Here is a 26,469-nt window from a genome sequence, read left to right as displayed (position 1 = left end):
GTTTTGGTAATAGAGTGTATGTTGCGATTCACTCTATTATTAATGGTGTAAGATTAAGATACATTTTTGAGAGGACAGTATCAATGCACACTGAAATAGTATGGCCTATGGGTGGTGAAACATCTCAAATTACAATGGAAATAAATCAGTTTTTAGCCGAATTCTCGCCTCTGGAGAAGTGCTTGTCTGTTCTATATGATCAAAAAAGTAAAGCAAATTACGTATGCTGCCATTTGTCAGCAAAGAGTATTCGAGAGAAAATGGATTTTGAAGCTACCATTTACGAAGACGATTTGGATGACGAAAGTTCTTCCGGAAGTCTGTATAAACTTAATCGCGATATCACGGAAAATCAATATGCTTTTGGGGTGATGAAATCCGATGCGCAAGCTGGACGAAGCTTTGAGGATATTGTTGTTGAATACGATAAGGCATATAACTCTGCTTTCCCATTAAAAATATACGGTGGACAGCATAGAGTAAAAGCTATTTTAACTGCCGTTGATATGGATGATAAGTATCATGGTTTTCGAATTTATTTTTCTTTAACTAAAGAGCAAAAAGTTGAAATTGCGACGGTCAATAATACTTCCATAGCAGTATCAAACGATCTTATTGATCGAATGAAAGAGCAACTGCTTGGTACTGAGCTCCGTGATTTTTTTCAAGAAATAAAATTGCTTGAAGAAAACCAAGACTTTTCCGATAGTAAAAATGGCGATGTTCCTACCGTTCGCGTAGCAAGAACTTTTGTCCTTAACTATTGGAGAGCAAAGGTCGCTGACCAAAGCGAAACATTTCACATTCCATCAGTATGTAAATCTGGTGGTCTGGATGTTGAATATGAGAAGGTGAGAAGCGTTGTTAATTGGACTGATGAAGCTTTCCTTGATGCAGGACGAGCATTTAGGGAGTTGCACGTTACGCAAAAAGACAAAGTTGCAAAGCGCAAGAAAGATAAATCTACCCAATTTGCAAGTAAAGTTCTATCGCTTGCAGTAGTTGCTAGTTGGAGTTATATAGCTGGCTTTTACTCTGGGAAAAATGAACAATTGGCTGTCTTATATGGATTGGTAAAGAATCTTGGAGTTGATGAAGATCCGATGGGCGCACGTGCATTGTCAGATGCTCGAATGAAAGGTGTTGATCCCGACACATATCGAGGAATTGGCGCTCGAATAAACTCAGATGAACTGGGCAGGATGTTTGAAGTGTTTTTTGTTTTGATTAATCGATCTTCTGATAAAAAAATCACAAAAAGTCTCGCAAATGCAGCTATTCAATCGTATGAAGCGAAAAAGGCAATGCAGAAAGCAAATTTATCATTATCGAAAATATAATTTATGTTCGAAACATATTTAAGTGATGCTAGCCACTTTATTGAGCGGGCAAAAATATCTTCTACTGATTTAAGCGATGATCAAAAGATTCGTGAATATCGCGCCGCAATATTTTTGACGGCGAGTGCTTTGGAATCTTTCGTCAATTATATAGGTGAGACTTTTAGTGAAAACTTAAGCTTGACTTTGCATGAGCGTAATTTTTTAAACGATATCCAAACTGAGATTGATCCAAAAAAAGGTACTCTAATCGAAAGAGAAAAATATCAGAGTTTGGAAAATAAAATTAGATATCTAATTTCTAAATTTAATATTAATCATCTTAAAATAACGAACCTACCCGAGTGGAGTCAATTCAAAGAGTTTAAAGTCTTCCGTGATCAATTGGTCCATCCAAGAGATATTGTTAATGAATTTAAACTTGCAGATTATAAAAAGCATGCCGAAAATGGATTGAAAGTTTCAATTTTATTGATTGATGGCATCCTTAGTGGGATTTTTGATAGGAACCTTCGTAAACAAATCCTTGACCTTGCAAATCTTTGACCGGAGACTGCATTAACTGAAATTTGATCTATTTGCCACGTTGGTTTTACTTATATAGTCTTGACCTATTCGCCTCAACGACTTTGCCCACCATCGCCAAAGTCTTTTTCGAGATAGGCAAATCCCGTGCAGCATTCTTGAAATCAGCAACAGTAATTAACTCCAGCATCTCATCAATAATATTCTTCGCTTCTTTTTCTTTCATTCCACCGTCTTGCGCAACTTTCAAAATGTGTGTCCGCGTTGGTGATTTGCCTTCGCCAGCCACATCCATGAAATGCTCGCCTCGATAACCGGCACAATAGGTCAGGTCATAGGGCGGAGCTAGTTCCCATTCATTATTTTTGTTGAGCAGATAGGACAGGTTTTTGGCATGGTCATCGCGGTTATTCATCAGTATGTTGAAGGCGCAGCGTTGTAAGGCTTTTTTTAGTTCTCTTGCATCCCTTGTCAGCCTGCGGGTTGCTCGCATGAATTCGCTGTAGCCTAAGGATGGGATTTGAAAGTGGACGTGCAACATGCCTGCCAGTGAGTGGATGTGAACGCGCTGCTCATCATCGCGGTCAAAACGTTTGGTGCCGAATGCTGTCATGCCGTCAGGTAATTCAAAGAATTGTGTCTCGCCCATGCCCAGGCCGCATTTGCGTGCCAGCCGGGCGTACAGTTCTTCCAGTGCGCAGCTATCACTGGCATCGTCTTTTGCCGGGAATTTAATGAGCCAGGATTCTGCATCTGGCATATATTCAGTGCTCATTTGCCCTGTCGCTGGCTTGTAGTAAACCAGCGCCTTGGGTCGTGCACCGCCGGGGGAGCCACCGGCCTTGGCCAGTTCATCCAGGACTTCGTGGCTATCGTCTACCACCAATGCCCGCACTTCTTTTGCGAGTTCGATTAATGCAAGGTCTGTGACTGCCAGATGGGTTTCGCTGCCGGGTTCATAGGTCAAAGCACCCATGGTGTTGTCACCAAGGTAGGCGAGCATGTCTAGTACAGAGACGGTGTCGGTATCGATGCCTTTGGCTTTCATGCGGCGTTTCATCAACTGTAACCCCCAACTGTCAGGCAAGGAGTCGTAGATTAAACCTGGCACTTGCATGATGGGCAGGTAATCGGCCTGTTTGTCAGGGTAGGCAGATGGCCGTAGTGGCAGGCGTATGGGTGATAGTTCCAGGCCACGCACAAGCGCTTCGGGTGAGTATTGGAACAAGATATCGCGGCCATCGTCGGCCAGCGTGCCCAGCCAAAGTGACTCGCCATGCGCATTGTAATTGACCTTGAGTTCTTTCATGATGGGCTCTTGGGTTTACGATACGCACGCTGTCTGGTTTGTACCGCAGACTTTGCCCGCATGTCTTCTATGGTATTGGTTTGCGGCACCAGGACTGTCTGTAAATCTGGCGTGGCATTCAGTGACTCAAGTATGCGGACAAAGTTGGCCAGGGTGCATTTGCCAGTGCGTTCAAAACTGCTGACAGTTTGGGCTGAGATGCCTGTGCGTTGCGCCAATTCTTCTATGCTTATGTTTAGCAGCAAGCGACGCTCACGCGTTCTTTCGCCGAGTGTCAGGCAAATTTCATTAGGCAGTAGTAAAGAGAAATCCATTGGTTTTATATAGATTAGGCTTAGATAATCTAACTTTCCAATAGAATTATACTGGTTATGATACTGGCTCAAGTTTATTTTTGAGCAAATTACTCTGTAAATTGTTGCTTCCTGATTAACCCTCAGCCTCGCTATGGTAAGGATGAGGGTATCGTAGCATGGGAATCATGCATCAACTCACCCCGCCTGATCCACCCTCTCCAGTCTCCCTGCATCCGCGCCCCAGCTCCTCAACTTATGTCCCTTCACCGCATAAAAGGAAATCATCAGATAACAGGGCAGCATGATCCAGTAGGCGGTTTGGGGATTGCCTGTGTCGGAGAATTTACCGTAGAGCATGGGTAGTAGTGCGCCGCCTGCGATGCCCATGATGAGCAGGGCTGAACCTGCTGCAGTGTATTTACCCAGGCCTTGCAAGGCCAGTGGCCAGATTGACGGCCAGACCAGGGCATTGGCGAGGCCCAGCATGGCGAGGAACATCACGGTATTTGGTACGACGGGCACGCCTGCCCACCCGATTACTGCTTGGGCTATGCCGGTGTCCGTGGCTGAGCTGGTGGCAACGCCGACGGTGAACAACAGGCCGCTGATGGCGGAGAACAGCAGGGCGGTTTTTTGCGTCATCAGTTTGGGGATGGTGGTGGCACCGAGGATATAGCCTATGACCATGAAGCTCATGGTGTAAGAGGTCAGCACGGTGTAATTGTGCACACCCAGGTTGCGGCCATACAGGCCTATGGTGTCACCGGCGATGACTTCAACGCCGACATAGGCAAACAGTGACAATGCGCCCAGTACCAGTTGCGGGTATTGCAGCACGCCCCATTTGGTGACTTCGGGCTGGTTTTTTTCTTCTTCTGCCCGCAGTTCTGGCAGTGAAGAAAAATGCACGATGACCATCACCACCAGCAAGCCAGCCGCCATGATGGCATACGGGTAGACCAGGCGGGATGACAGTTCAGAGCGCAGGGCCAGGCGGCCAGCATGATCAAGTGCTGCCAGTGCAGTGTCAGAATATTTTTCTATACCCGACAAGATCAGGGCAGAAAACACCAGAGGCACGACGATGCCTGCACCCTTGTTGAACAGGCCCATGATGCTGATGCGCATGGCGGCGCTCTCGCGTGAACCTATGCAAACGATGTAGGGGTTGATGGCGGTTTGCATCAGCGTCATGCCAGTGGCCAGTGTGAACAGGGCCAGCAAAAAGAAACCGTAATAGCTGGTCTTTGCTGCGGGGATAAACAGCAGTGCACCCACTGCCATGATGCCCAGGCCCAGTGTCATGCCATTCTTGTAGCCGGTACGGCTAAGTATGGCGGCTGATGGCAGGGCCATGACGGTGTAGGCGATATAAAACGCAAACGTTACCCATAGCGCCTGGAAGTTATTCAGGTCGCAGACTATTTTTAAAAATGGGATCAGCGAGCCATTGAGCCAGGTGGCAAAGCCCAGGATAAAAAACAGGAGACTGATAAAGAACATGGCGACGACCACATCCTTTGTTGATCCCGTTGCTTGATCATTGTTGTTCATGAGGTGTTCCAGACGTATTTAAAATGGTCACTTGATCTAGTCTTGCTGATGCATTGTGCAAAAAAAACCTCCCCCTGCTGCTTATATGGGGAGGCTCTTCTGGCGCTCTTTGCATGGTGAGCTGAATCACTTCAGGTCACCGTCGTGCAGATGAAAGCAGATCAGAACTTGGCTCTGACACCTACGCTGTAACGTGCGCCGTTTTCATATACGCCAACTGGCAAGCCATCTGTGGTGTTGGTGCGTATTACAGAATTGGTCAGGTTGACGGCAGTGGCAAACAGGCTGATCTTTGGTGTGATGTCCCAGTTGGCTGTGGCATCCCACTGGCCATAGGCGCTGGTGACATCCTGGCCACCTTCATCCAGGCCACCGTATGATTTGGAACGGTAGTTATATGACAGGCGGAAGCTGATGCCGTTCTTTTCATAATAGCCGCTGGCGTTCAACTGATTGCGTGAGTTACCGATGACATTCAGTTTTTGTCCACCAGCGATGGAGCCTGCCTTGGCATCTGTGAAGGTGTAATTCACGATGGCACCAAAACCATTACCAAAAGCTTGTTGCCATTGCAGTTCCAGACCGTTGATGACCGCACCATTGTCAGCATTATGCGGGCGGGTTACCGGGCGTGTCACACCACCGACATTTTCTTGCGCTGTCGAGGTATAGATGAAGGTATCGAGGCGTTTGGTGAACAGTGTGGCAGACAACATCGATGCATCAGCAAAATACCATTCTGCACCTATCTCGGCTTGGTCGGCGTGATAAGGTTTCAGCAAAGGATTACCGGCAGTGGCGGCGTTGGTAGTGCCGCTGACTTCGGTACTGGCGCTGAGGTCACTATAAGTGTTGCGTGCCATCACACGGGCTACTGCGCCGCGCAGTATCAGGTCTTTGCGCAAGTCATACACCACGTTCAGGCTGGGCAAGACGTCGTTATACGTACGTGTCGTGCTGCCGATGACATAGTTGCCCTTGCCAGTCAGGTCTTGATAGGCTTCAGATGTCTGTTCGGTTTTGACCAGGCGCACACCAAAGTCACCGCGCCATTTGTCGAGGGCATAATCAGCCTTGACATAGGCAGCAGTAATCTTCTCTTGTATCTTGTAATACTCGCCCTTGGCTTCGTTATAGACCATGCCCTTGTCGTACATGGCAAAGCCCTTGCTGGCGGCCAGTGAATCGTTAACCCATGCATATTGGGTCAATGAACCAGAGGTTGCTGCAGCCTGGCTCAGCAGTGGTGATGGGCCAGTGGACAGATCAGCCAGGCTGAAAGACTGCCAGCCAGTGCTGCCGGGGCCTACCGTGCCTATGGTGCGGTGATTTTGCACGGTGTTGTCGCGGTATTTCAGGCCCAGTTTGATATCCTTGATGAAAGAGCCAGTCAGGTCCCATGTCAGGTCGCCTTGTACATAGTTTTCTTTGCTTTCCATCTTGCGTACCCAGTCACGAGCATTTTGCAGCGTGAGCTTGGTTGGGTCCAGCGGGCTCATGTCGAGGTAAGACACTTCATAGGTATCTGGTGCGATATTCACGGTGGCGCGGGTATTGCCTGTGAACCAGAAATTGCGATCATGCTTGCTGCCACCTTCGGCAGATGTAGAACCTAACTGGCCATGCAGTTTCCAGCCATCGCCTTCGTAATTGCCTTCCAGATCGAGGATCTTGGACTTGATATAGGCTTCGCGGTAGATAGGCTCGAAAGAGACGCCAGTTGTCGGGCCTACAGTGCCGCCGACCACTGCCTTGGTGCCATCAGAGGTGGTGATGAAACGTGGATTGGTGATGCGGATAACATTATTGCCATCTGCCAGACCACCTATTTGCCACAGGTAGTTCTGGTTGTTATTGTCCATGTTCATGTCTGAATTGATGTAATTCAGAGAAATGTCGCTGTCACGGTTAGGCTTGATCTGCAGGGTGACGTTGCCAGTCGTACGCTCACGGTCCTGGCGGAAAATCGCTGAACCACCACCCCATGATGCATATGCGTTTGGTGTGGCTACATTATTTTGATCGACGATGGTGTACTTGGTGGAATCAGTAAAATTTTCCAGGCCATCTCGGCGCATGGTGCGTTTTTGTTTGCTCAGGGACAGCAAGACACCGAGGGTGTTTTCATCATTCTTCCAGTTCACCAGACCAGAGATTTGCGGGTCCGTTTTCTTGGGCAGGTCAGAGTAGGTTGCTTCCAGTGAGAACTGCGCAGTCAAAGGTGCCTTGAATTGCAGTGGTTTGCGTGTCTTGACATTGACCAGGCCACCGATACTGCCCTCATCCAGATCAGCAGATGGACTTTTGTAAACATCGAGACTGCCGACTAGTTCAGAAGGCAAAATGTCGTAGTTAAAACCACGGCTTTGTGAATCGTTTTTCCACCAGTAGGCAGATGCTACTGACTGGCCATTCAACTGCGTCATGTTCAGGCTTTTATCGGTACCGCGCACGAAAATGTCGCGGCCTTCACCCCAGGTACGGTCAACAGAAATGCCGGGTACACGTTGCAGCGAATCAGCGACGTTTTTGTCAGGGAACTTACCGAGGTCTTCTGAGTTGACTGTGTCAACGATGTTTTGCGAATCGCGTTTGCCAGCCAGGTTTTTTTTCAGCGTGTCACGTATGCCGCGCACTTCGACTACTTGCGAGCCTGGTGCAGCTTCTGACGTTTCATCAGCAGCATAGACTATATTAAACGCAGTGGTGCTGACGATCAGGGCAATCAGTTGCGGTAATAGTTTCTTCTTGAATACGGGGGTGTTCATGCAAATCTCCTTCAGTTGGTTTTACTCGTTGGTATCACATCTTCTTCTTTTGGCGCTGCAATTTTGACCTCGTTCTGAACTACGGCAAGCGGGGTAAAAATAATCTTTTCTATGTTCTTTTTTTTCGAATCTTCACTTGCATCAAGTGCTAAAAAAAGCCGACGCCGCACTGGGCGTCGGCAAATCAATCATACGACTTGGGGGAGGTATGATCTTAACGCTTGAACTTATATGCACTTGCAACACTGTTTTGTATTCTTGCCGCGGCTTCCTTGCCTGTGACCGTGCCATTCAATAGATCGGCATTCACATTCCATAATTCCTGTTCCATACTCGGCTGGCCACGGTTCAATATCTGCGCATTGACACGTATGCTGGATTCACATGCCGTGCGCCACTCCATCATCTGTTTGCCTATCGGGTCACGCACGGCAATCAGATGATTCGACAGTGAAAAAAATCCGGTGACGCGATTGGTATACAGGTCAGCAAATTCTTGCGAGCCCAGCCATTCGAGAAACTTGTAAGCATCTTCTTTATTGCGCGATTTCTTGTTGATACCTATGCCTATGTCCATGTGATCGAGGATGTAGCACTTGTCACCAGTGGCGCGCACCGGCGGCGCAAATACACCAAAGTCCAGGCCCTGCACCTGATTGAAATAAGAGATATCCCAGGACCCAACCGGGTAGACCGCAGCCTTGCCCGAAGCGAATTGATGCTGGCTGTCACTATAGGTTTGTGTGCTGGCCGTACTGGGCAGATATGAACCCAGCTTGGCGGCATAATCAAAGGCGGCGACATACTGCGCATCAGTAAATTTTGCCTTGCCTGCGATGAGTGCCTTGCGGCCAGTTTCACCATGCCAGTAGTTGGGCCCTATGCTGGTGAACAGGGTTTGTGTGGCTTCCCATTTTTCTGCCGTACCCAAGGCGAGAGGAACATAGCTGCCATTCTTTTTTACTGCATCCAGCACAGCCAAGAATTCCATCTGAGTTTTCGGTGCTTGCAGATTGAGTTTCTTGAAGATTTTTTTGTTGTACAAGAAGCCGTGGATGACAGATGCCACCGGCATGCAAAAAGTCGTTTTCGCATCATCGGTCTGCCAGGCCAGCAGGGCGGTAGCTTCAAAATGTTCCATGCCAGGTTTGCCATCAAGCTTTTCCAGATAGCCTTTGTTATACAAAGACTGCGATACATCAAAGGGGCGGCAAGCTACCAGGTCACCCGCTGTGCCGTTGACAAAATGTGCTTGCAGGCTGCTGTCGTATTCTGTTGGCGTGGTAGGTGTAAAGCGTATGTCTATGCCGGGATGACGTTTGGCAAATGCTGGTATCAGAACTGTTTCCCACAAGGCCTTGTCATCCACGCGCCAGCTTTCCAGGACAAGCGTGCCAGCATTGGCATTGCTCATCATGGCGGTGGCGCACAACATGGCGATGTGAGGGAAGTGCTTCAAGGGAAACCCTGTCAAGAATATTTTCAGGAAAAAAATCGGTATAAATGAATTACTTGAAACCGATACTAGCAATGCGATGAATGTAATGCCACTTGCATATCTGTTTAGTGCGTCTTTTTATAAGTGATTGATTTATTGAGGGTTTGTGTGAACTGGTCAGGTGAACAGCTTACAAATCCTTACCCGGTTTTGGCGCTGGCATTGCTGTTCGCTAGGATGTGGATGATTTGCAGGTGTGTGAATTTCTCAGCTGGCAAAACTTAACTTAAGAATTCCTTACAAAACTTTACAAAAGTCCGGATTCAGGTGTTGTGATTCGCGCAGAGGGATGCCAGCTTGTCCGTGCACGGCAAGCTGAAACAGGAAAGCATGGAGAGGGGAGAGTACCCGGTCAGGCGGCGTTTTCGTTGGGCAGGGTAATGATGGCCTTCAAGCCGCCTTCAATATGGTTTTCCAGCACCAGCGTGCCGCCATGTGCTTCGATGACGCTGCGGGCTATGCCCAGGCCCAGTCCCATGCCGCTTTCATTCTGGCTGCGGCCATGCACCAGGCGCACATAGGGATCAAACAGGCTGGGCAGGGCATCTTCCGGTACGCCGGGGCCGTGGTCGCGTACTTCTATGATGACGTTATCAGCAGCCGCACGCACGCTGATTTCTGCGCGTTCACCATAGTAAAGGGCATTGTCGAGCAGATTGCCTATTGCCCGTTTCAATGCCAGTGGTTTACCATAGACGGTCACGCCTGAATCTGCAAACGCCACATTATGCTTGGCCAGGTGGGCACTGCGTACCAGCCTGCGTATCAGCGGGTCCAGCCTGACTTCGGTGGGGTTTTCATGGATGTCGCTATCTTTCACGCATTGCAATGCGCCCTTGACCATCATGTCAAGGTCATCCAGGTCTTCTTCAAATTCACCACGCAAGACATCATCATCAAGCAATTCTGAACGCAGCTTGAGACGTGTGATGGGCGTGCGCAGATCGTGTGAAATGGAGATGAACAGACGCTCACGGTCTTCGATATAGCTTTGTATGCGCTGGCGCATGGCGCTGAAGGCGCGGGCAGTATTGATGAATTCCTTGCTGCCTGTCTCTGGCAAGTCTGGTACTTGCTCACCTTTGCCAAAGGCAGCGGCGGCATCCGACAAGGCCGCCAGTGGCCGCGTGATCCAGCGTACCACCATGATGGAGAGCAGCAATACGGCAGCCAGTGACAGCCCCTGCAAGACCAGGCGGTCAAAGGACAGGGGGTCATTGCCCTTCAAAAAATAAGGGTTGGGCATCAGGGCCGCCAGGTATAACCAGTTGCCCGGTTCCAGTTCGGTTTGTATCACCAGCACAGGAGCAGGTTCAGGTTTGATCAGCAAGATATGTTGTACCCAGCTTTCGGGCAAATCGGTGATGCGGGTACCCTCAGCAGATGTGGTCAGTTGATCTGGCCAGGCAAAGGCGACTTTGAATTCAGGATATTGTGGCAAGTCAGTCTTGAGGGTGTAACCCACCTTGCCCAATACCGTATGTGCCAGTGCCTGCGGTTCTATTTCTGTGATGGGCACATAGGCATTATTCGCCTGCACAAAAAAACGTGTGCCACCCATCTCGCGGAATTGTTGTATCAGCACTGTGCGGTAGTTAGGCGGCAGGCTGCGGAAAAAACGTATCGCGCTCGATGCACTATGCGCCAGGTATTGCGCAGCCGTGGTGGCTTCTATCTCGGCCTTGGCGCGTTGCTGGGTGGTCCAGATGGCGCTGCCTACCAGTTGCGTCAGCAACACGCCGCACACCATGACCAGCGACAAGCGGCCCAGCAGCGATTGCGGTAGCCAACGCCTAAGCATGATGGCAGGTTCAGGCACTTGCCACGCTCACGTCGGCAGAAAATACATAACCTGCACCACGCACGGTCTTGATCAGGGTAGGTTGCTTGCTGTCATCCTTGAGCAGCAGGCGCAAGCGGCTGATCTGTACGTCGAGTGAACGGTCCAGCGGGCCAGCATCGCGGCCACGGGTTTCTTCTGACAACACATTGCGGTCGAGCACATCGCCAGGGTGTTCAACAAAATACTTCAGCAACTGATAATCCAGCCCGGTCAGCGCTACAAGCTCACCGGCATTGTCGGTGACCTTGCGCTCAACAAGGTCCAGCGTAAAACCCAGGAAGCGGTAATAGCGTGGTGCCGCTGCCACATCGGCAGTTGCAGTGCGACGCAAGATCGCTTTGATGCGCGCCAGCAGTTCACGCGGATTGTAAGGCTTGGCGATGTAGTCATCTGCACCCAGTTCCAGCCCGACGATGCGGTCAGTGTCATCTGAACTGGCAGTCAGCATGATGATGGGGATATTTGATTTTTGCCGCACCACCTTGCACAGGGCAAAGCCATCGGTGTCGGGCAACATCACATCGAGTATTACCAGCGACAACTGGTTCATCTGGCTATTGAATTCAGCCACAAAGCTCTCGCCATTGTGCGAGAGGATGACTTCATACTGATTTTTTTCCAGATAGGTTTTCAGTAAAACCCGGGTTTTCTGGTCATCGTCGACTATCAGTATTTTGCGTGTCATCTTTGTCTGCCTCACATTTTATGGAGTTTGTTTTTTATTATTGCCAAATGTCTTGTACATCGCCACCAGCCTTGCCTGGGTGTCGGCTGGGCTTACTGTGGCATCGATAAAGTATCTATGTATTACAGCAATGATGGCGTCCTTGCTGGTTTCATCGGTAGCCATGCGGTGTACCAGGCTAGGAGCTTGCGTGGTCATCCCTTGGGCAAAGGCGTTCCAGGAAGCACGGGCACAACTGTCCATACGAACCGGGTCAGCATCACGCCTTACCGATACCGAGCCCTTGACGGCATTGTAGTCAGCCTGCACTGCTGGCGTGGCGACCAGGCGTGCCAGTTTTTCTTGCGCAACGATGCGCGAATAGTCGTTGGTGAACATCGAAAAAGTGTCGACGCTATACAAATGGTATTTGCCCGTACCCGGCATGGCCGTGCAAGAGAAAGCTTCATCAGTGGCGAAACCGCCATCATTGAGCTCACCCTTGACCCAGTCGCCAGTGATCATCATCGCGGCTTCGTTTTTGGAAAACTGCTTCACCACTTCTGTCCAGGGACGTTCATCGACAGGATTATTCATCCAGCCTTTCATCTGGCGCAAGCGTTCCAGCGCATGGCTGAAGCGCTTGTCCATGACGGCCTGAGCGTTTTGTTTGACGAATAATTCGCGGTGGTATTCTGGTCCGCCCTCGGCCAGTATCAAGTTTTCAAACAGCGTGGCAACCTGCCAGGGTTCGCTGCTTTGTGCCAGTGGTATCAGGCCTGCAGCTTTCAGCCTGGCTGCAACGGCGACCAGTTCATCCCAGTTTTCTGGTGGTGACAACTTCAGCGTGCTGAATATTTTCTTGTTATAAAACAGGGTGTTAATACGGTGTATGCCTAGCGGTGCAGCCACCACATGCTTGCGGTGCTGTATCAGGTTTTGTATGGTCGGGAAGAAACTGGTATTCCATTTGTTGGCCGCCGCAACCTTGTCCAGCTCCAGTAAGAAACCCAGGTCAGCCCATTCACGTATCGAGACACCGATGATTTGCGTGACTTCGGGTGCATCATTGGCCAGCACGCGGCTCTTCAATACCTTGCCCGCTCCTATGCCCGCACCACCGGGTATGCCAGCGTCGCGCCAGGTGATGCCTTCATCCGCCATGCGCGCAGCCAGCAGACTGGCCGCCTTGCGTTCGCTGGCCGAGGTCCACCAGTGCAAGACTTGCAGGGTGCTGTCGGATTGTGGCGTGGCTGCATGGATTGTCGTCATTGAACACGCCACGCACAAAACCCCAAGCGCCGCCGCCCTGGCAAAGCGCCTGGCGGGTGATGATCCAGCGACATGATGGGTGGGCGAAATCAAAGAAACTTTTCCGGGCAGGTTATTGCAACAGGGAAACCAGGTTTTCAGGATTGATCAGGAAGATCGAACCGGATGCATATTACCAAAGGGGGCTGCTTTCTGGTAGGCATTGTTCAGCGGGCTTACGCAAAACCGCCCCAGCTGCGTTGCAGCTCCTAGCCGTACTAAAGTACTGTCTTCGTCGCCACGCCTTGCTGGGACAATTTTGCGTAAGCCCTTGCTTTGTGTACACAATGCCTCGCAGAGTTGTTGTTTTCAAGAGATAAAATAGTGGAAATTGTAGGCTGGGCTACGGGGTATCAGCCCAACACTGGGCGTTTAATAAACGTACATGTTATTCCTAGGCCGAGTGTTGGGCTGGTAAACCGTAGCCCAACCTACAGTAGTCACAGTGCACAACATTTTGATTAATCCCTTTTTCTCACTACCACCCTCTCCAACAAATCAAACCCCCACTGCGTCAGCAAAGCCAAAGCTGCTGCAGGCAAGGCACCTGCCAACAACATCTGGTTGTCATTCAAGGCCAGGCCTATGGTGATGCGTTCACCATAACCACCGGCACCAATGAAGGCGGCTATGGTTGCCGTGCCTACACTCATGACTGCTGCCGTCTTAACACCCGCCAATATCATGGGCAGGGCCAGCGGAAAGTCTATATTCAGCAGGCGGTCTCGCGATGACAGACCCAGGGCCTGCGCTGCCAGACGTAATCCAGCTGGTACTTGCACCAGGCCTACACAGGTGTTGCGGACGATGGGCAGCAAGGCATACAGCGACAGAGTGATCAGGGCTGGTACAAAACCTATCCTGCCCAGCAGGGGTATCAACATTGCCAGCAAGGCCAGCGAAGGTATGGTTTGCAAGATGCCGACAGTAGCCATGACAACTTCGCGCAAGCGTGGTTCAAAGGCAGCGATGATACCCAGTGGGATTCCTACCAAGCAGGCCAGCGTAACTGACAGCAATACCAGTGTCAGATGCTGCCAGGTCAACTTCAAAAACTCTGTACCAAATAATTTGGATATGAAGCCTGCGCGTTCAACGCTTGCCGGTGACTTTGCCACAAATTGCTGTGCGGCCTGGGCAAAGCTCTGCCTGTCAATTTCTACCGCCGCATTCATCGCTATCATTTGCGCATTATCTATCTTGCCTTCCAGTTTCTGTATCGCTGCCCAGGCTTGCGGGAAGCGGGTTGGCACATCCAGTCGGTACAGCAAGACTGCGTCATAACGCGGGAAGTAATTTGCATCATCCACCAGCACGCGCAAGCCCAGTTGTTTAATCTTGGCATCGGTGGAATAAATATCGATGACATCTACTTGTTTGGCAGCCAGCGCTTCATAAGCGATGCCATGGTCAAGTCCACTGGCTTGTTGCGGCAAGTGATAACGTTTGACCAGGCCTGGCCAGCCATCGGCGCGACCCAAGAATTCATGGGAGAGGCCAAAACGTAATTCAGGTCTTTTCGTCAGATCAGTCAGCGATTTAATATTTTCAGCATCAGGCCGCATCGCCAGCGCGTAGGTATTATTAAAACCCAGAGGTACAGCAACACCCAGGCCTTGTTTAGCCAGTTCCACTTGCATCTCCTGCATGCTGATGGCGTTCTCATGCTTCAATATCTCAGTATTGATGGTACCCATGTATTCTGGATAAATATCAATGCTGCCATTCTTGAGCGCGTTGAATACGATGGCAGTATTACCCAGGCCTTGCTGGTGCAATGCAGGATTATGGGTAACCGCAGTCTGCGTCAAAATCTCGCCCAGTACATAGGATTCAGTAAAACGCTTGGAACCAACTTTGAGCGTATCCGCAGCCTGTGCTTGCACTGCAAAAGCGCCTAGTAATAACAGTTTCAAGGCTAAAGATGAAAGATATTGCAGCCTGCACCAGATCAGCATGGGTTTGCGCTCCACTAAATTGTGATCGAAACTGCGATGGAATATTTACCTTGTATTCTACATGGCGTTTGCCAATGTCCAATTCCGCCCTGATTCTGGCTGAACCGCCGCTATTCTTGTTTCTGACGCAGACCTACACTGCAAGCTCCAGATAAATCAGGAGCCACCATGCAAAGCGCAGGAACCACCCACATATCAATTGCAGGAAACACATTTAGCACTAAACAGAACATGCATGCCGATGACCCACTCATTGACTTCAGCGCACGCGAGATCACGCTCAATGAGGTCAGCAAGCGTGTCTATGTCGCTGGCACAGGGCCCGCCGTCATCGTCATGACAGAGATGCCCGGCATCAGCCCGCATGTGGCACGCTTTGCGCGCTGGGTGCGTGATGCGGGTTTTACTGTGTATATGCCTTCGCTGTTTGGGCGCGATGGTGTGGTGGCATCCGCGGAGGAGGGAGCGGCGGTGTTCCAGAAAACCTGTGTCAGTGCAGAATTCCGCGCCTTTGCAGGTAAAGGGACCAGCCCTGTCACGCTATGGCTGAGGGCGCTGGCAAGGTTTGCTCATGAAGAATCTGGTGGCCCCGGTGTGGGGGCGATAGGCATGTGCTTCACCGGCAATTTTGCTTTGTCCATGATGCTGGAACCAGCAGTACTTGCACCGGTAGTGTCGCAGCCATCTTTACCGATGGATGATCCGGCAGGTACGGGCATAGACGCTGCCGACTTGCAAGCTGTGCGCCAGCGCCTGGAAGCAGAAGATCTGACTGTCATGGCTTACCGTTTTGCGGGCGACGCATTTTGCCGCGCCCAGCGCTTTGCGGCATTTTCAGAAGCTTTGGGTGGGAGATTCGTTGGCAAGGTATTGCCAGATAGTGCTGCCAATCAGGATACTGCGCCCTTCTTCAGGCGCTACGTAACAACACCGCATAGCGTGGTCACGGCGCACCTGATAGATGAAGCAGGGCAACCGACCATCGCTGCACGGGATGAAATACTTGCTTTCTTTGCCCATCGCTTGAAACAGGCGCAAGAAAAAAATGCATAAAAAAATGCCTGGACCAAGATCCAGGCATTTTCATTCACTGTCTTCAGATGTTTACTTTTTGAATGCCGTCACTGCTGCGCGGCCAACGGCTGGATCATCGGTAAAGAAACCATCAATACCGGCTTTCAAATAAGCAGTGATTTCTGCGATAGAGTCACCACGTTGCGTCAGCGAACTGGCATCGCCAATGCGCATGCTAACTGGCAGGAAAGGATTTTCCGGGCGCAGTGTCCAGGTATGGACTTTCAAACCCGCAGCATGGGCATCGGCGACAAAACTGGTAGTCGCACCCAGTTCATTCTTGGCGTCACGCGGGATGATGACTTCCTTGTACGGTGACACTGCATCGGCATACTGTGCGATTTCTTTCAGGCCTGCCGGTGTGACGAGGTCAGCATAAGTACGGCTGCTGCCAGCGGCGATGAAATCATATGGCGCATTGCGTGGTACGCCATTGACTGGCGGGTTCAGTGGATTATCGACCAGTTGCACCAGACGCATCTCTGTCATGCTGCGTAATTCTTTCAGGTTCGTCACTTCAAAAGACTGAATGAAGACCGCTGCATTTTTGCCTTTGTAGCCATTCGCTACGAGCACATCAACCAGGCGTTTTTCCAGAGGCAGGCCTATGGATTTGAAATAAGTCGGGTGCTTGGTTTCCGGGTAAATGCCAATGACACGGTTCTTTTCTTTGGCCTGTTGCTTGACCAGGTCAATCACTTCTTGCAGCGTTGGTATTTCAAATTGACCATCATAAGCCGTGTTGGCAGGGCGATTCGCCGGGATACGTTCCTTGGCGCGTATGGTCTTCAATTCTGCCAGTGTAAAGTCTTCAGTGAACCAGCCTGTGACAGGGATGCCATCTATGGTCTTGGTCGCTTTGCGCGCAGCAAATTGCGGCAGAGTCGATACATTGGTGGTGCCTGAAATTTCATTTTCATGGCGGGCAACCAAGACACCATCTTTGGTGGCAACCAGATCGGGCTCAACAATATCGGCACCGTCATCTATCGCTTTCTGATATGAGGCCAGCGTATGTTCAGGGCGCAGTGCCGATGCGCCACGGTGACCGGTTACCGTCGGCAATGGTGGCCAGGACAGACCTGGATTTTGGAAATCAACCGGCTCGCTGCTATTGCCACCACAGGCGCTCAGGCTCATGCCAGCAAATACCGCGCACAGCAAGCGTGCAGTGTGTTTGGATAAGTGTCTCATCAAAGTATTCCTCGAGATTCATTACAAGAAAATGAGGCCAGTGCAATTGGCCAGATATGCTTCGCTGCCATCATGTTGGCGTTGGCAGGAATGTAAGGCTTAAGAATTACCAGATGATGACTTGGAGAAATATCTTACAAACTGTTGCACCTCTGTTTCTTCAAAAGAAAATGAAAAAGGCCAACCATAATGGTCGGCCTTTTACCGTATTACTTGATCTGCATTACTTGGGCTGTATTACATGTAGCGCATCATGCAGCTTGCAGGCTAGGATAATCCGTATAGCCTTTTGCACCCGGTGTATAGAAAGTCGCTGCATCAGGTGCATTCAAGGCCGCGCCTTGTTTGATACGTGCAGGCAGGTCAGGGTTGGCCAGGAAGCTGGTGCCGAAAGCTACGGCATCCAGTGTATTATTACTGAGAGCTTGTGTTGCTTCATCGGCGTTGTAACCCATATTACCGATCAACACGCCTTTGTAATTGGTACGTGCTATCGTCAATACATCACCAGTCTGTGCCTGGAAAAAGTCAGAACGCATAACATGCAAATAGGCCAGGTTGAATTCATTCAGACGTGTCGTCAGATATGAAATCAAAGCCAGCGGATCGCTGTCTTTCATGCTGTTATAGCTGTTGATAGGGGACAGACGCAGGCCAACTTTATCTGAACCAATTGCGGCACTGACTGCAGTCAATACTTCAAACAAAAAGCGTGCGCGGTTTTCTATCGGGCCGCCATAGCTATCAGTGCGCTGGTTGGCGCTGTCACGCAGGAACTCGTCGATCAGGTAACCGTTCGCGCCATGAACTTCTACGCCATCAAAGCCTGCAGCAATCGCATTTTTTGCGCCTTGTGCATAAGCCGCAACCAGGGCAGGGATTTCATCCAGACGCAATTCGCGTGGAACTGCATTTGGCACTTTACCGTTTGGCGTATGCACTTCGCTGTCAATCGCGATGGCACTTGGGCCTACGTTTTCGACACCATTGTTGAATGCAGGGACAGCAGCGCGGCCTGCGTGCCAGATCTGCATGAAGATCTTGCCACCTTTGGCGTGCACTGCTTCAGTCACTTGTTTCCATGCATTGATTTGCTCGGCATTGTAGATGCCAGGTTCGGCATAGAAGGCGGATGTATTTTCAGCCACCATCGTGCACTCAGTCACGATCAGGCCTGCGGTAGCGCGCTGGCTATAGTATTCGGCCATCAGAGCGTTGGGCATATGACCTGCATCAGCACGTGCGCGTGTCAGCGGGGCCATCAGGATGCGGTTGGCGAGGGAAACAGAACCGGTTTGCAGAGGATTGAATAACATTTCTTAATTCCTTTATTGGGCGATTGGAGCTGTATGGAGCAGCAAAAAAACTTGTGGGCAAACTTATGACAAAACTTGATTGGCAAGCAAATTCAGAACTCTATGTGTAGCCAACCCAGGGTACTTCAAGATAAAAATTAGACTGGTCGTCTAGAAAAAACTTATAACAATATATTCTTTGTAAAATGTTCACTAACGGGAATTCGCTTGGAGTGTCAGGTTCAGGGTTTTACAACTTGAGCATCTTGCGGGTAGCCAGCATCGCACTTTCCAGCGCACTCATGTCGCGCCGCATTTTGGTCAACAGGGCGGCACCCAGCCACATTTGATACAAGGTCAGTGCGCAATGGTCTGCATCGAGGTCCGCAGGCAGCGAACCATCGACAATACCTTCACGCATGCAATCTGCCAGCCTGGCAATAATACTGTCCGTGCCATGTTGCAAGGCTAGACGCATGGCTTCAGACAAGTCTGATACTTCACCACCGAGCTTGGTCGCCAGGCACTGGCATTGCACACTTTCACCCGGGCGCTCCGGTAACCAGCCCTGCCAGTAACGCATGAGGCGCTTGGCTGCCGGTATATCCGGATTTTTCAGTACGACATCAACCGCCGCCAGGTAACCGGCAAAATAATCATCCAGCAAGGCTTCGCCAAACAATTCCTTGGACTTGAAATAATGATAAAACGAACCCTTGGGTACGGCTGCTGCCTTCAACACCTCATTCAGGCCGACCACGGAAAAGCCTTTGCCCAGGATAATGGGCTTGGCTGTATCGAGGATGTGTTGCCTGACATCGGTGCGCGGAGTGTTCATGGTTTGGATTCTAAAACAAATTAGACCAGTCGTCTAGTGATTTTTTTGCCGAAAAAAATGTGTCGAAAAGGAGCGAGAGCAGTAAATGGGATTAGTCAATTTTTTGAGCGCGGATGTCATAGGCCGCTCATATTGAGCTGCTTGATTGGTTGGCAATAAACGCCGCTGGGCTCCAGCCTGCGCTGGAGCGACGAATTTGAGAGTTTGAGTAATACCAGAACCGTCCTCGTTTTGAGAGCAAAAGCTCAAGGCCTGTGCAACGCGACTAACCCCTGCTTCGTCGCTCCAGCGCAGGCTGGAGCCTAGTGTCGTCGGTTGTTCGTCAAAGCTATTTTTTTGACCCAGTGCATCAAAAACTTATCTTTTAACGAAAAAAAGCTGCTAGCCCCCCAGCCCTCACCCCCCAAAAAACTCAGCATGTATCGCCTGCAACGCCAGCTTTCTGTCCTCCTGCTGCACCAGCATATAAGCAGCCACCTCGCTGGCACCCGCAGCCGCGAGGCAGACATGCACGCCAGCTGCAATCGCCGCCGACAAGGCACGGCTGGCAATCGCCCCACCTACATCAGACGCTTCCAGCACGCCGTCACCAACCACAGCGACAATGGCCACGTCAGCGTTGCGCGATACTTCCACCACACCGGCCAGATGATGCTCTACCAGTGCCGCATAGCCAGCATCGAGATGATCACGGGATACCAGGATATTGATGGCAGTCTGCGCCGTCAGCACGCTCTTGATATTGATGCCATTTGCATCCAGAGTATTGGTTACCTGCGCCAGGATGCCGGGTTTGAATCCCACGCCTGGCCCATGCAGTTTCAGTATCGCCACGTCTTCTGTCGAGGTCACACTCTTCACCACATCGCGTGTCACCTTGCGTTGTGCATTGATGATGGTATAAGGCACGAGACCACGCTCAGGGCGGGTGATGTTCAAGATGCGGATAGGGATATTCTGGTCAAACAAGGGTTCTACCGTGCGCGGATGCAAGATCTTGGCACCGAAGTAAGACAGCTCTGCCGCTTCCAGATAATTCAATTGCGTAATCGTATGCGGTGCGCTCACCGTGCCTGGGTCGGCACTGAGGAAGCCATCCACGTCCTTCCATACATCCAGTGATTCTGCGCCTATGCAGCAGGCGATGGATGCCGCCGAGTAGTCAGAACCACCACGGCCAAACAGGGTGGCCTTGCCGTCCCGGTCAACCCCATAAAAGCCAGGCACGACGATGACTTCATTGCCTTGCAATGCTTTCGAGACTGCAGGTGCGCTGGCATCAAAATCGCAGGCAGCATTGCCAAACACACCATCAGTGATCAGGCCTATATCTTCCGGCAAGGCTTCACGCGCCCGTATGCCATGGCTGAGCAAGACTTCAGTCAGCAACAGGCTGGACAGGCGTTCACCATAACTGAGGATGGCATCATTGACGAAGGTAGGTACATCACCTATGCAATGTATGCCGGTCAGGTAACGGTCGAGCTGGTCAAGGCGCGCTGACAATGCTTTTTCTACACGCGCCCGGTTGGTGGCATCGCTGATATTCGCTTCCAGTATCTGTTTCTTCAGGGCACGCAGGTTTTGTGTGTAATCCTTGCTTTCGGCCAGGGCTGCTGCTGTCCCTGCACCTTCCCGTGCAGCCTGCACGCAAGCGATGAGTGCATTGGTAATGCCATAAAATGCAGAAACCACCAACACTAGCGGCTGTTGGTAAGTTTGCACGACATTGACAACGCGGTTGATATCTTCAGGTTGGCGCAGGTTGGACCCACCAAATTTAACGACGATTTTTTTCATTGCAATTTCCAGGACAGGGATAGCGTGTTGATCACAGACATCCCGCAAGATGCGAAATGGCATATATCGAAACGACAAGGTTAATGCAGTGAGCCGGGCAGGTCAACGCGGCTGCAGTGTCCTGTGAAAAAAACAGGCGGCAAAACACGGCTGTATTCCTCCGTTTGATCTAGCGCTTTAACTCTATAGTTATAGCATCGCCCGTATTATGACCGTTGCCTCATCATGAAAAAATGCCAAACCCCGCATCACCCCCATTGCACGCATTGGGTGGCAGAGGGTGAAGCCGTATGTGCAGCAGGTCACGCGCAGGCAGTTAGTCCCCGCAGGCTGGAGTTACTGAATGCCTCCGCAGGCAGCCTGACGCAAAAACGTGTAACGGCGGCACCAGGCAATTTGCATCTGCACTTCAGCGGCTATGACCCGCGTGCTGCAGGTGGCCGTCAAACCATCAGACTGGAGCTGCGCGGCATGTTGCCAGCAGATGTCACTATCATAGAAGTGCAATTACATTGCGAACTTATCGCCGCGGGTGCCGCAAAGCTGCGCTTGTCGCGTACTGCCTCTGGGTTATGGCAACCCTTGTTGCTCAGCTTTTCATCCAAGAACAAAGAGCATGGGCAATACCCTATTGATATCAGTTTGTCGCATGAGCAAACGCCAGGAGCCAGGCGCAAATGGCTATGTACCAGTGTCATCTTCATCCCACGCGCCGATGCCACGCTGACAGAAATCCACAGTGTGTTTTTAGCAGCTCAAAAGAATATCAGGGTCATAGCGGAAGATGGTGGAATTGCCACACTCAGCGGATTGGGCCAGTCGAACGGCTATGCGCAAGGCAATATGAATATAGAAATCAATGCCACGGATGCTTCCATAGCCAAACTGGACATGCGTCCACCATCGGGCAAATATGAAATCGCCCTGGGGACGATAGCTTGGGATGAAGAACTCATGGAAGTCGCATCAGAACCTGAAGCCCCGGCGGCAATTGCCAGCCCTGCCAGGCCTGAGCAAAATCCGCCAGCCAGACCAGTAACGAGCAAGCCAATAGGTAAGCCAACAAGTAAGTCAATCGCAGCAACAACAAAATGGGCCAGCCTGACAGCAGACCAGACCCAGCCACACAGCAATATCCATCTCTTTGCCCTGGATGAGTATGTGCTTGGCCGTATGGAGCAACATCCACAAGCTGACATCCTGCTAAGTCATCGTGCCAACAGCGCAGCAGAAAACGCCAGGCTGACCCGTCGCATCAGCGCGCGTCACGCCATCATCGGCAGAAAGGGGATGGGCGCAGAAATCACTGATGTATCACGCTATGGCACTTTGCTTGATGGCATGGCGATGGAAAAAGACCATGCCTATGCTTTGCGCACAGGCATGCTAATCGAGTTCTGTGCCAGCGTCAGGGGCATAGTCCAATTGCAAGTCATGGCAATACTGCCGCATGCCGTCATTCTTGGTGATGCGGCTGCCGGTGCAGGTAGTAGCCTGCTCTACCTGATTAAGCCGGAAACCAGAACTGTGCCTTCAGCGCAAAATTTATCAGAAGGATTACCAGTGATATTTCATTTCCAGGGTGGCTTCTGGCATAGAGACGTGCTTACTTTGCAAGACACCAGACTGGATGGGCTTGCAGATTTAAGAGCACTCGCCCAGTTACCTGCAGGTTGTCGTTATTTAAGCTCGGCATATCCAGATAGCAGTCAATAAAACGACAGGCAAGCTCAACATCCCCAATTGTGTAGCGATGCAGTCGGTGCGTTCTTTCCGGGTTTTGCAGTAGAAGACAATAAAACAAACCTGCCGCTACTGTTCGATCCATTGATAGCGATAATAAAATCAGGAAAGCCGTCACCATCCATATCGACGATGGCTTCTACGCGTGAATCCCAGCCGAAGTAACCCAGCGCATATTCAAATTTCTTGCCAGCATATTCAATGAAGTAAGTTGCCCCTTCTCCATAAGCTGCGCCGTTTTTCCCTTTCAAGCCATTTTGGACGCGCATGCCAAATGGCACGCCCTTCAATTCCAGCCGGTATTGATAATCCAATTGAGGCTGTAAAGTGCCTGTCCCGTTTTTGAATACATAAACTGGCTGCTTGCCTGGCTTGAACTGGACGCCGGGCACACGCAGATATTGAAGACCGTCGTACTCATCCATAGTCTCAAGCTCAAAGTTGGATGGCTGATCCTTGGTCGGGATTTGCACTACAATTTTCTTCAGCCAGTCTGGCATTTTCTCTTTACTGGATGCGGGTCTTATTTCCAGTGAGTTTTCCTTAAGCTCAAGAGAGACCCAGTGATCTCCCGGCCATTTGGCAGGTAATATTTTTTCAAACTGCTGGGGCACGCCGTAACTTCCCGCCTCCTGCCGCCATTCTCCCGACATGAGCAAAGTACCAAGCTCCTTATCAGCTGCATGGCTGACAGACGCCAACAAGGAAACACTCAATAACAGTAAAAATGGTCGGGAATTTTTCATGTATTAATAATCAACAAGAATTTTATTGTGTGGCGAGTAATAGAACTGGGGGCATGTAGATACAACCATGATGAGCACAGTATTATAAATACTAATAAATAATAGATGTCACCGGTATTGATAGCTTTAAGCTGATTGTTGCTCAATGTGAATAATTGCAAATGATGTCTGGTTTGCAAGGGCTGGAAATTCTTGATGCAATCGCCGGTAAAAAATATGAGCAATCAAAAAAATGCCCAGCAGAAAGTTATATGTGAGGCATGCAATTTACTTTACACCACTGTACTGACAGATATTATCAAAACCATCCATAGCGCGATCTAAGCCCAAATCCTCCTTCTGTTCGCGTCTTTCAAATCCACCCCCGGTGCTACCATTTTTGCTCAGGTGCATGATATTCCCTCATCCCCGCACCGCGCAGCGATTGAAGGAGTTCCCATGTTCAGCATCTTTGCCAGTTCCAAACTCAAATGCCCTCAGTGCGACCATAACAATATACAAGATGCAATTTATTGCACGCATTGCGGCCTGATGTTGAGCAGCCCGCAGCACGAGACGATCTTGCGCCACAATCGCTGGCTGCCCAAAGAGAACGAGGTCGCCATGTATTTTGGCGTACGTCCGCTCAGTAGCATCAGTAAACAAGATTTGCATATACCCGTCAGCGCCCGCGCCTATATATTGCAAGAAGGCCAGTTTGTAGAATTGCTGGCAGGCGATTACATTGGACAGGACATCAGCAGCCAGCTCATGGGTTTGCAGACAGACAAAGCGGCAGAAGTTTTATTGACGCGCCTGAATCCCTTTGCCCTGCTATTCAGTTTTGAAGATCTGCATACCGCTGAATTTCTGGCTATCGCGGCCAAGTTTGTCATCAGCGTCAAGATTGCTGATGTACCTGCGTTTGCCAAGCATTTCATGGCTGCGCCCGGTATCATCACCTGCCAGCAACTGCAACAATTGCTGGAACCCATGGTGCGTCAAATTGCGCTTGAATTTCTGGGCGCTCAATCCTTGCGGGACTTGCAAGACAATGCCCATCTGCGCCAGCAACTGGATGAACGTCTGTTGTCTACCCTGAATCTGTCCATTGCAGAATATGGTTTCGTCGCGACCCAGGCTGTCACTCGCGAAGTGCGGCACGACAAACTGACGGATGATAGGGAAAAGCTGAGTGAAAAGATAGGCAGCATGCATCTGATCATCGATGGTCAGCGCGCCAGGCTGGAACAAAGCAAGCTCATCGACGCACTCTATACCAATAGTGAATGGCAAAAGATCGCCAGACAGGAAGAACAAATCCGCTTGCGTTATCGCCATGAAGAAATGCGTCAGCAATTTGGCAAGGATCTGGGCTGGCTGCACATGCAAGGCCAGGCAGAGAACGCCAAAAAACGCCTGAGCCGCGCCAAGTTGCGTCAGGATGAAAATGAGCGACTGCAAACCATACGCGCGCGTGAGCTGGAACTGTATGGCCGCATTGCCGATGCTGCCACCCGCAAGCATGCGCTGGAACGTGGTGCCGCAGACACCATCAAAGAACTGGAGCACAGTCTCAAACAAAAATCTGAACACCGCCAGAATGAGGCAGACCAGTGGCTGCATATACGCACGATGGCGCGCATCAAGATGCGTTCAGAATCAGAAATCACCCAACTGCAGGGTAAGGAAGCTGCGCAACTGATGCAGCAAAAAATCCAGCATCAGTTAAAAAAATTCCAGCTCGAACACGAGTTTGCGCAAGCCAGCCTGATCGCTGACCAGGAACAGCAAAAAGCCCAGACAGAATTATTACGTCACAAGCAAAACCAGTTGGCACGCCGTGAGCAGGAACTGGAAGATGAAGAAAAAAAAAACCGCCTGATACTGATCAGCATAGAAGCAGAAGCCAAGGCCAGGGAGTTCCAACGCATACAGGCATGGGAAGAAGAGCTGCACCAGCAACGCACACGTGCGTTGCAACGTGAAGACAGCATCAGCGATGTGGATACCGAATTCAAACTCAACCAGGTGCAGGAAAAGATCAATGGCATCAAGCGCAACGACAGCCAGGCTGATGCCATGGCCCAGCATGAAAAATTGCTGACGACCTTGAAAGCCCATGCCCTGTTTGAGCAACAAACGCAGCAGCAACAGCATCAGGCCAGGCTGGCCGAGGTAGAGGTGGAAACCCTGCGCCAGCAACTCAAACAGCAAGACGATGAACGCCGCTGGAAAAAAGAACTGCAACTGGCAGAAGCAGAGCGCGCCGACAAGTTCGCCAGACTCAGCCTGGAACGTGAACAACGTCAGGCAGAGCAGGCACATGATGCCTTGCTGGCACGCATCGCCATAGAACGCATGAACGCCATCGCCAACTTCAGCGAAACCGGCAAGATCGCCACTGCAGATCCGGCCAATGCGATTGCACTGGCCGAGATCGTCAAGGTGCAGGCACAAGCCAGCCTGACGGCTGAACAAATCCTCGCCATGCAGGCGGGCAGTTCAGAACATGCTGCTCATGCCATGAGTGCCTTGGCCAGCGCGCAGCAAGGCATGACATGGGAACAGGCCGTCAAGATGCTGCAAGAGCGCATACAGGATGAACGCGGGCAAAGAGAAGCTGAGCAGCAAAGACGCCATGAGATAGATCTCAGCATGGCGCAAAACCTGGGCAGCCGTGTAGCACAGTCGGGCCAGGCAGGCAGAAAATGAGTAATTAAAAATGTAGTCA

Annotated in this window: 19 protein-coding genes; 5 read left to right on the top strand and 14 right to left on the bottom strand. The window is 50.6% G+C overall.

Features of this window, described 5'->3' with window-relative positions:
• Positions 1-83 precede the first annotated feature (83 nt).
• Both AC07OI_RS01725 and AC07OI_RS01720 read left to right on the top strand, forming a co-directional pair.
• Entirely contained in the window at positions 84-1,340 is a 1,257-nt protein-coding gene (locus AC07OI_RS01725; protein ID WP_495256093.1) for a hypothetical protein, read from the top strand.
• 3 nt (positions 1,341-1,343) lie between these two features.
• Entirely contained in the window at positions 1,344-1,886 is a 543-nt protein-coding gene (locus AC07OI_RS01720) for a hypothetical protein (RefSeq protein WP_495256092.1), read from the top strand.
• A gap of 46 nt (positions 1,887-1,932) precedes the next feature.
• Here AC07OI_RS01720 and AC07OI_RS01715 read toward each other — a convergent pair whose 3' ends face one another.
• The 9 genes from AC07OI_RS01715 to AC07OI_RS01675 all read right to left on the bottom strand — a co-directional run bounded on the left by AC07OI_RS01715 (position 1,933) and on the right by AC07OI_RS01675 (position 15,066).
• Positions 1,933-3,174 (bottom strand): type II toxin-antitoxin system HipA family toxin, encoded by a 1,242-nt coding sequence (locus tag AC07OI_RS01715; RefSeq protein ID WP_495256091.1) that lies wholly within the window; start codon positions 3,172-3,174, stop codon positions 1,933-1,935.
• Positions 3,171-3,488, bottom strand: coding sequence for a helix-turn-helix domain-containing protein (locus AC07OI_RS01710; protein WP_495256090.1), 318 nt, complete (start codon positions 3,486-3,488; stop codon positions 3,171-3,173). Before AC07OI_RS01710 ends, AC07OI_RS01715 begins: the two co-directional genes overlap by 4 nt.
• 177 nt (positions 3,489-3,665) lie before the next feature.
• The gene (locus tag AC07OI_RS01705) at positions 3,666-5,024 is read right to left on the bottom strand and encodes a sugar MFS transporter (RefSeq protein ID WP_495256089.1); all 1,359 of its coding nucleotides are present in this window, start codon (positions 5,022-5,024) and stop codon (positions 3,666-3,668) included.
• A gap of 161 nt (positions 5,025-5,185) precedes the next feature.
• On the bottom strand, positions 5,186-7,792 hold the full coding sequence (locus AC07OI_RS01700; protein ID WP_495256088.1) for a TonB-dependent receptor: 2,607 nt from the start codon (positions 7,790-7,792) through the stop codon (positions 5,186-5,188).
• 214 nt (positions 7,793-8,006) lie between these two features.
• The gene (locus AC07OI_RS01695; protein WP_492704154.1) at positions 8,007-9,227 is read right to left on the bottom strand and encodes an ABC transporter substrate-binding protein; all 1,221 of its coding nucleotides are present in this window, start codon (positions 9,225-9,227) and stop codon (positions 8,007-8,009) included.
• A gap of 415 nt (positions 9,228-9,642) precedes the next feature.
• Positions 9,643-11,091 carry an ATP-binding protein gene (locus AC07OI_RS01690; RefSeq protein WP_495256087.1) on the bottom strand — a complete coding sequence of 483 codons (1,449 nt, stop codon included), beginning with the start codon at positions 11,089-11,091 and terminating at the stop codon, positions 9,643-9,645.
• Between the two features lie 10 nt (positions 11,092-11,101).
• Complete coding sequence (locus AC07OI_RS01685) at positions 11,102-11,818, bottom strand: response regulator (protein WP_492703929.1); 717 nt, start codon at positions 11,816-11,818, stop codon at positions 11,102-11,104.
• An 18-nt stretch (positions 11,819-11,836) separates the two neighbouring features.
• The gene (locus AC07OI_RS01680; RefSeq protein WP_495256086.1) at positions 11,837-13,069 is read right to left on the bottom strand and encodes an ABC transporter substrate-binding protein; all 1,233 of its coding nucleotides are present in this window, start codon (positions 13,067-13,069) and stop codon (positions 11,837-11,839) included.
• Between the two features lie 500 nt (positions 13,070-13,569).
• Positions 13,570-15,066, bottom strand: a complete 1,497-nt coding sequence (locus AC07OI_RS01675) for an ABC transporter permease/substrate-binding protein (RefSeq protein WP_495256085.1) — start codon at positions 15,064-15,066, stop codon at positions 13,570-13,572.
• Positions 15,067-15,297: 231 nt separating this feature from the next.
• Here AC07OI_RS01675 and AC07OI_RS01670 point away from each other — a divergent pair, with 231 nt between their 5' ends.
• On the top strand, positions 15,298-16,119 hold the full coding sequence (locus AC07OI_RS01670; RefSeq protein WP_492703926.1) for a dienelactone hydrolase family protein: 822 nt from the start codon (positions 15,298-15,300) through the stop codon (positions 16,117-16,119).
• A 51-nt stretch (positions 16,120-16,170) separates the two neighbouring features.
• Here the strand turns inward: AC07OI_RS01670 and AC07OI_RS01665 are convergent, their stop codons facing one another.
• The 4 genes from AC07OI_RS01665 to AC07OI_RS01650 all read right to left on the bottom strand — a co-directional run bounded on the left by AC07OI_RS01665 (position 16,171) and on the right by AC07OI_RS01650 (position 21,267).
• Positions 16,171-17,334, bottom strand: coding sequence for a glycerophosphodiester phosphodiesterase (locus AC07OI_RS01665; RefSeq protein WP_492703925.1), 1,164 nt, complete (start codon positions 17,332-17,334; stop codon positions 16,171-16,173).
• A gap of 251 nt (positions 17,335-17,585) precedes the next feature.
• A complete protein-coding gene (locus AC07OI_RS01660) occupies positions 17,586-18,650 on the bottom strand; it encodes an alkene reductase (protein WP_495256084.1) in 1,065 nt (354 codons plus the stop codon).
• A gap of 229 nt (positions 18,651-18,879) precedes the next feature.
• Positions 18,880-19,467, bottom strand: coding sequence for a TetR/AcrR family transcriptional regulator (locus tag AC07OI_RS01655; protein WP_492703923.1), 588 nt, complete (start codon positions 19,465-19,467; stop codon positions 18,880-18,882).
• Between the two features lie 396 nt (positions 19,468-19,863).
• The gene (locus AC07OI_RS01650; RefSeq protein ID WP_495256083.1) at positions 19,864-21,267 is read right to left on the bottom strand and encodes an aspartate kinase; all 1,404 of its coding nucleotides are present in this window, start codon (positions 21,265-21,267) and stop codon (positions 19,864-19,866) included.
• Positions 21,268-21,492: 225 nt separating this feature from the next.
• Between AC07OI_RS01650 and AC07OI_RS01645 the strand changes: the two genes are divergently transcribed.
• Complete coding sequence (locus AC07OI_RS01645; RefSeq protein WP_495256082.1) at positions 21,493-22,983, top strand: FHA domain-containing protein; 1,491 nt, start codon at positions 21,493-21,495, stop codon at positions 22,981-22,983.
• 14 nt (positions 22,984-22,997) lie between these two features.
• On the opposite strand, the gene AC07OI_RS01640 is transcribed toward AC07OI_RS01645, so the two are convergent.
• Entirely contained in the window at positions 22,998-23,756 is a 759-nt protein-coding gene (locus tag AC07OI_RS01640) for a hypothetical protein (protein WP_495256081.1), read from the bottom strand.
• 438 nt (positions 23,757-24,194) lie between these two features.
• On the opposite strand from AC07OI_RS01640, the gene AC07OI_RS01635 reads away from it, so the two are divergent.
• Positions 24,195-26,450 (top strand): hypothetical protein, encoded by a 2,256-nt coding sequence (locus tag AC07OI_RS01635; RefSeq protein ID WP_495256080.1) that lies wholly within the window; start codon positions 24,195-24,197, stop codon positions 26,448-26,450.
• Positions 26,451-26,469 lie beyond the last annotated feature (19 nt).

The organism is Undibacterium sp. GW821-FHT07F11, assembly GCF_059418665.1.
Note: the sequence above shows the minus strand (reverse complement) of the source record. Positions and strands in the feature narration are given on the sequence as shown.

Bases quoted from the DNA above. Each gene is read 5' to 3' on its own strand.
- AC07OI_RS01725 (WP_495256093.1), top strand. From the start codon at position 84: ATGCACACTGAAATAGTATGGCCTATGGGTGGTGAAACATCTCAAATT.
- AC07OI_RS01720 (WP_495256092.1), top strand. From the start codon at position 1,344: ATGTTCGAAACATATTTAAGTGATGCTAGCCACTTTATTGAGCGGGCA.
- AC07OI_RS01715 (WP_495256091.1), bottom strand. From the start codon at position 3,174: ATGAAAGAACTCAAGGTCAATTACAATGCGCATGGCGAGTCACTTTGG.
- AC07OI_RS01710 (WP_495256090.1), bottom strand. From the start codon at position 3,488: ATGGATTTCTCTTTACTACTGCCTAATGAAATTTGCCTGACACTCGGC.
- AC07OI_RS01705 (WP_495256089.1), bottom strand. From the start codon at position 5,024: ATGAACAACAATGATCAAGCAACGGGATCAACAAAGGATGTGGTCGTC.
- AC07OI_RS01700 (WP_495256088.1), bottom strand. From the start codon at position 7,792: ATGAACACCCCCGTATTCAAGAAGAAACTATTACCGCAACTGATTGCC.
- AC07OI_RS01695 (WP_492704154.1), bottom strand. From the start codon at position 9,227: ATGTTGTGCGCCACCGCCATGATGAGCAATGCCAATGCTGGCACGCTT.
- AC07OI_RS01690 (WP_495256087.1), bottom strand. From the start codon at position 11,091: ATGCTTAGGCGTTGGCTACCGCAATCGCTGCTGGGCCGCTTGTCGCTG.
- AC07OI_RS01685 (WP_492703929.1), bottom strand. From the start codon at position 11,818: ATGACACGCAAAATACTGATAGTCGACGATGACCAGAAAACCCGGGTT.
- AC07OI_RS01680 (WP_495256086.1), bottom strand. From the start codon at position 13,069: ATGACGACAATCCATGCAGCCACGCCACAATCCGACAGCACCCTGCAA.
- AC07OI_RS01675 (WP_495256085.1), bottom strand. From the start codon at position 15,066: ATGCTGATCTGGTGCAGGCTGCAATATCTTTCATCTTTAGCCTTGAAA.
- AC07OI_RS01670 (WP_492703926.1), top strand. From the start codon at position 15,298: ATGCATGCCGATGACCCACTCATTGACTTCAGCGCACGCGAGATCACG.
- AC07OI_RS01665 (WP_492703925.1), bottom strand. From the start codon at position 17,334: ATGAGACACTTATCCAAACACACTGCACGCTTGCTGTGCGCGGTATTT.
- AC07OI_RS01660 (WP_495256084.1), bottom strand. From the start codon at position 18,650: ATGTTATTCAATCCTCTGCAAACCGGTTCTGTTTCCCTCGCCAACCGC.
- AC07OI_RS01655 (WP_492703923.1), bottom strand. From the start codon at position 19,467: ATGAACACTCCGCGCACCGATGTCAGGCAACACATCCTCGATACAGCC.
- AC07OI_RS01650 (WP_495256083.1), bottom strand. From the start codon at position 21,267: ATGAAAAAAATCGTCGTTAAATTTGGTGGGTCCAACCTGCGCCAACCT.
- AC07OI_RS01645 (WP_495256082.1), top strand. From the start codon at position 21,493: ATGAAAAAATGCCAAACCCCGCATCACCCCCATTGCACGCATTGGGTG.
- AC07OI_RS01640 (WP_495256081.1), bottom strand. From the start codon at position 23,756: ATGAAAAATTCCCGACCATTTTTACTGTTATTGAGTGTTTCCTTGTTG.
- AC07OI_RS01635 (WP_495256080.1), top strand. From the start codon at position 24,195: ATGTTCAGCATCTTTGCCAGTTCCAAACTCAAATGCCCTCAGTGCGAC.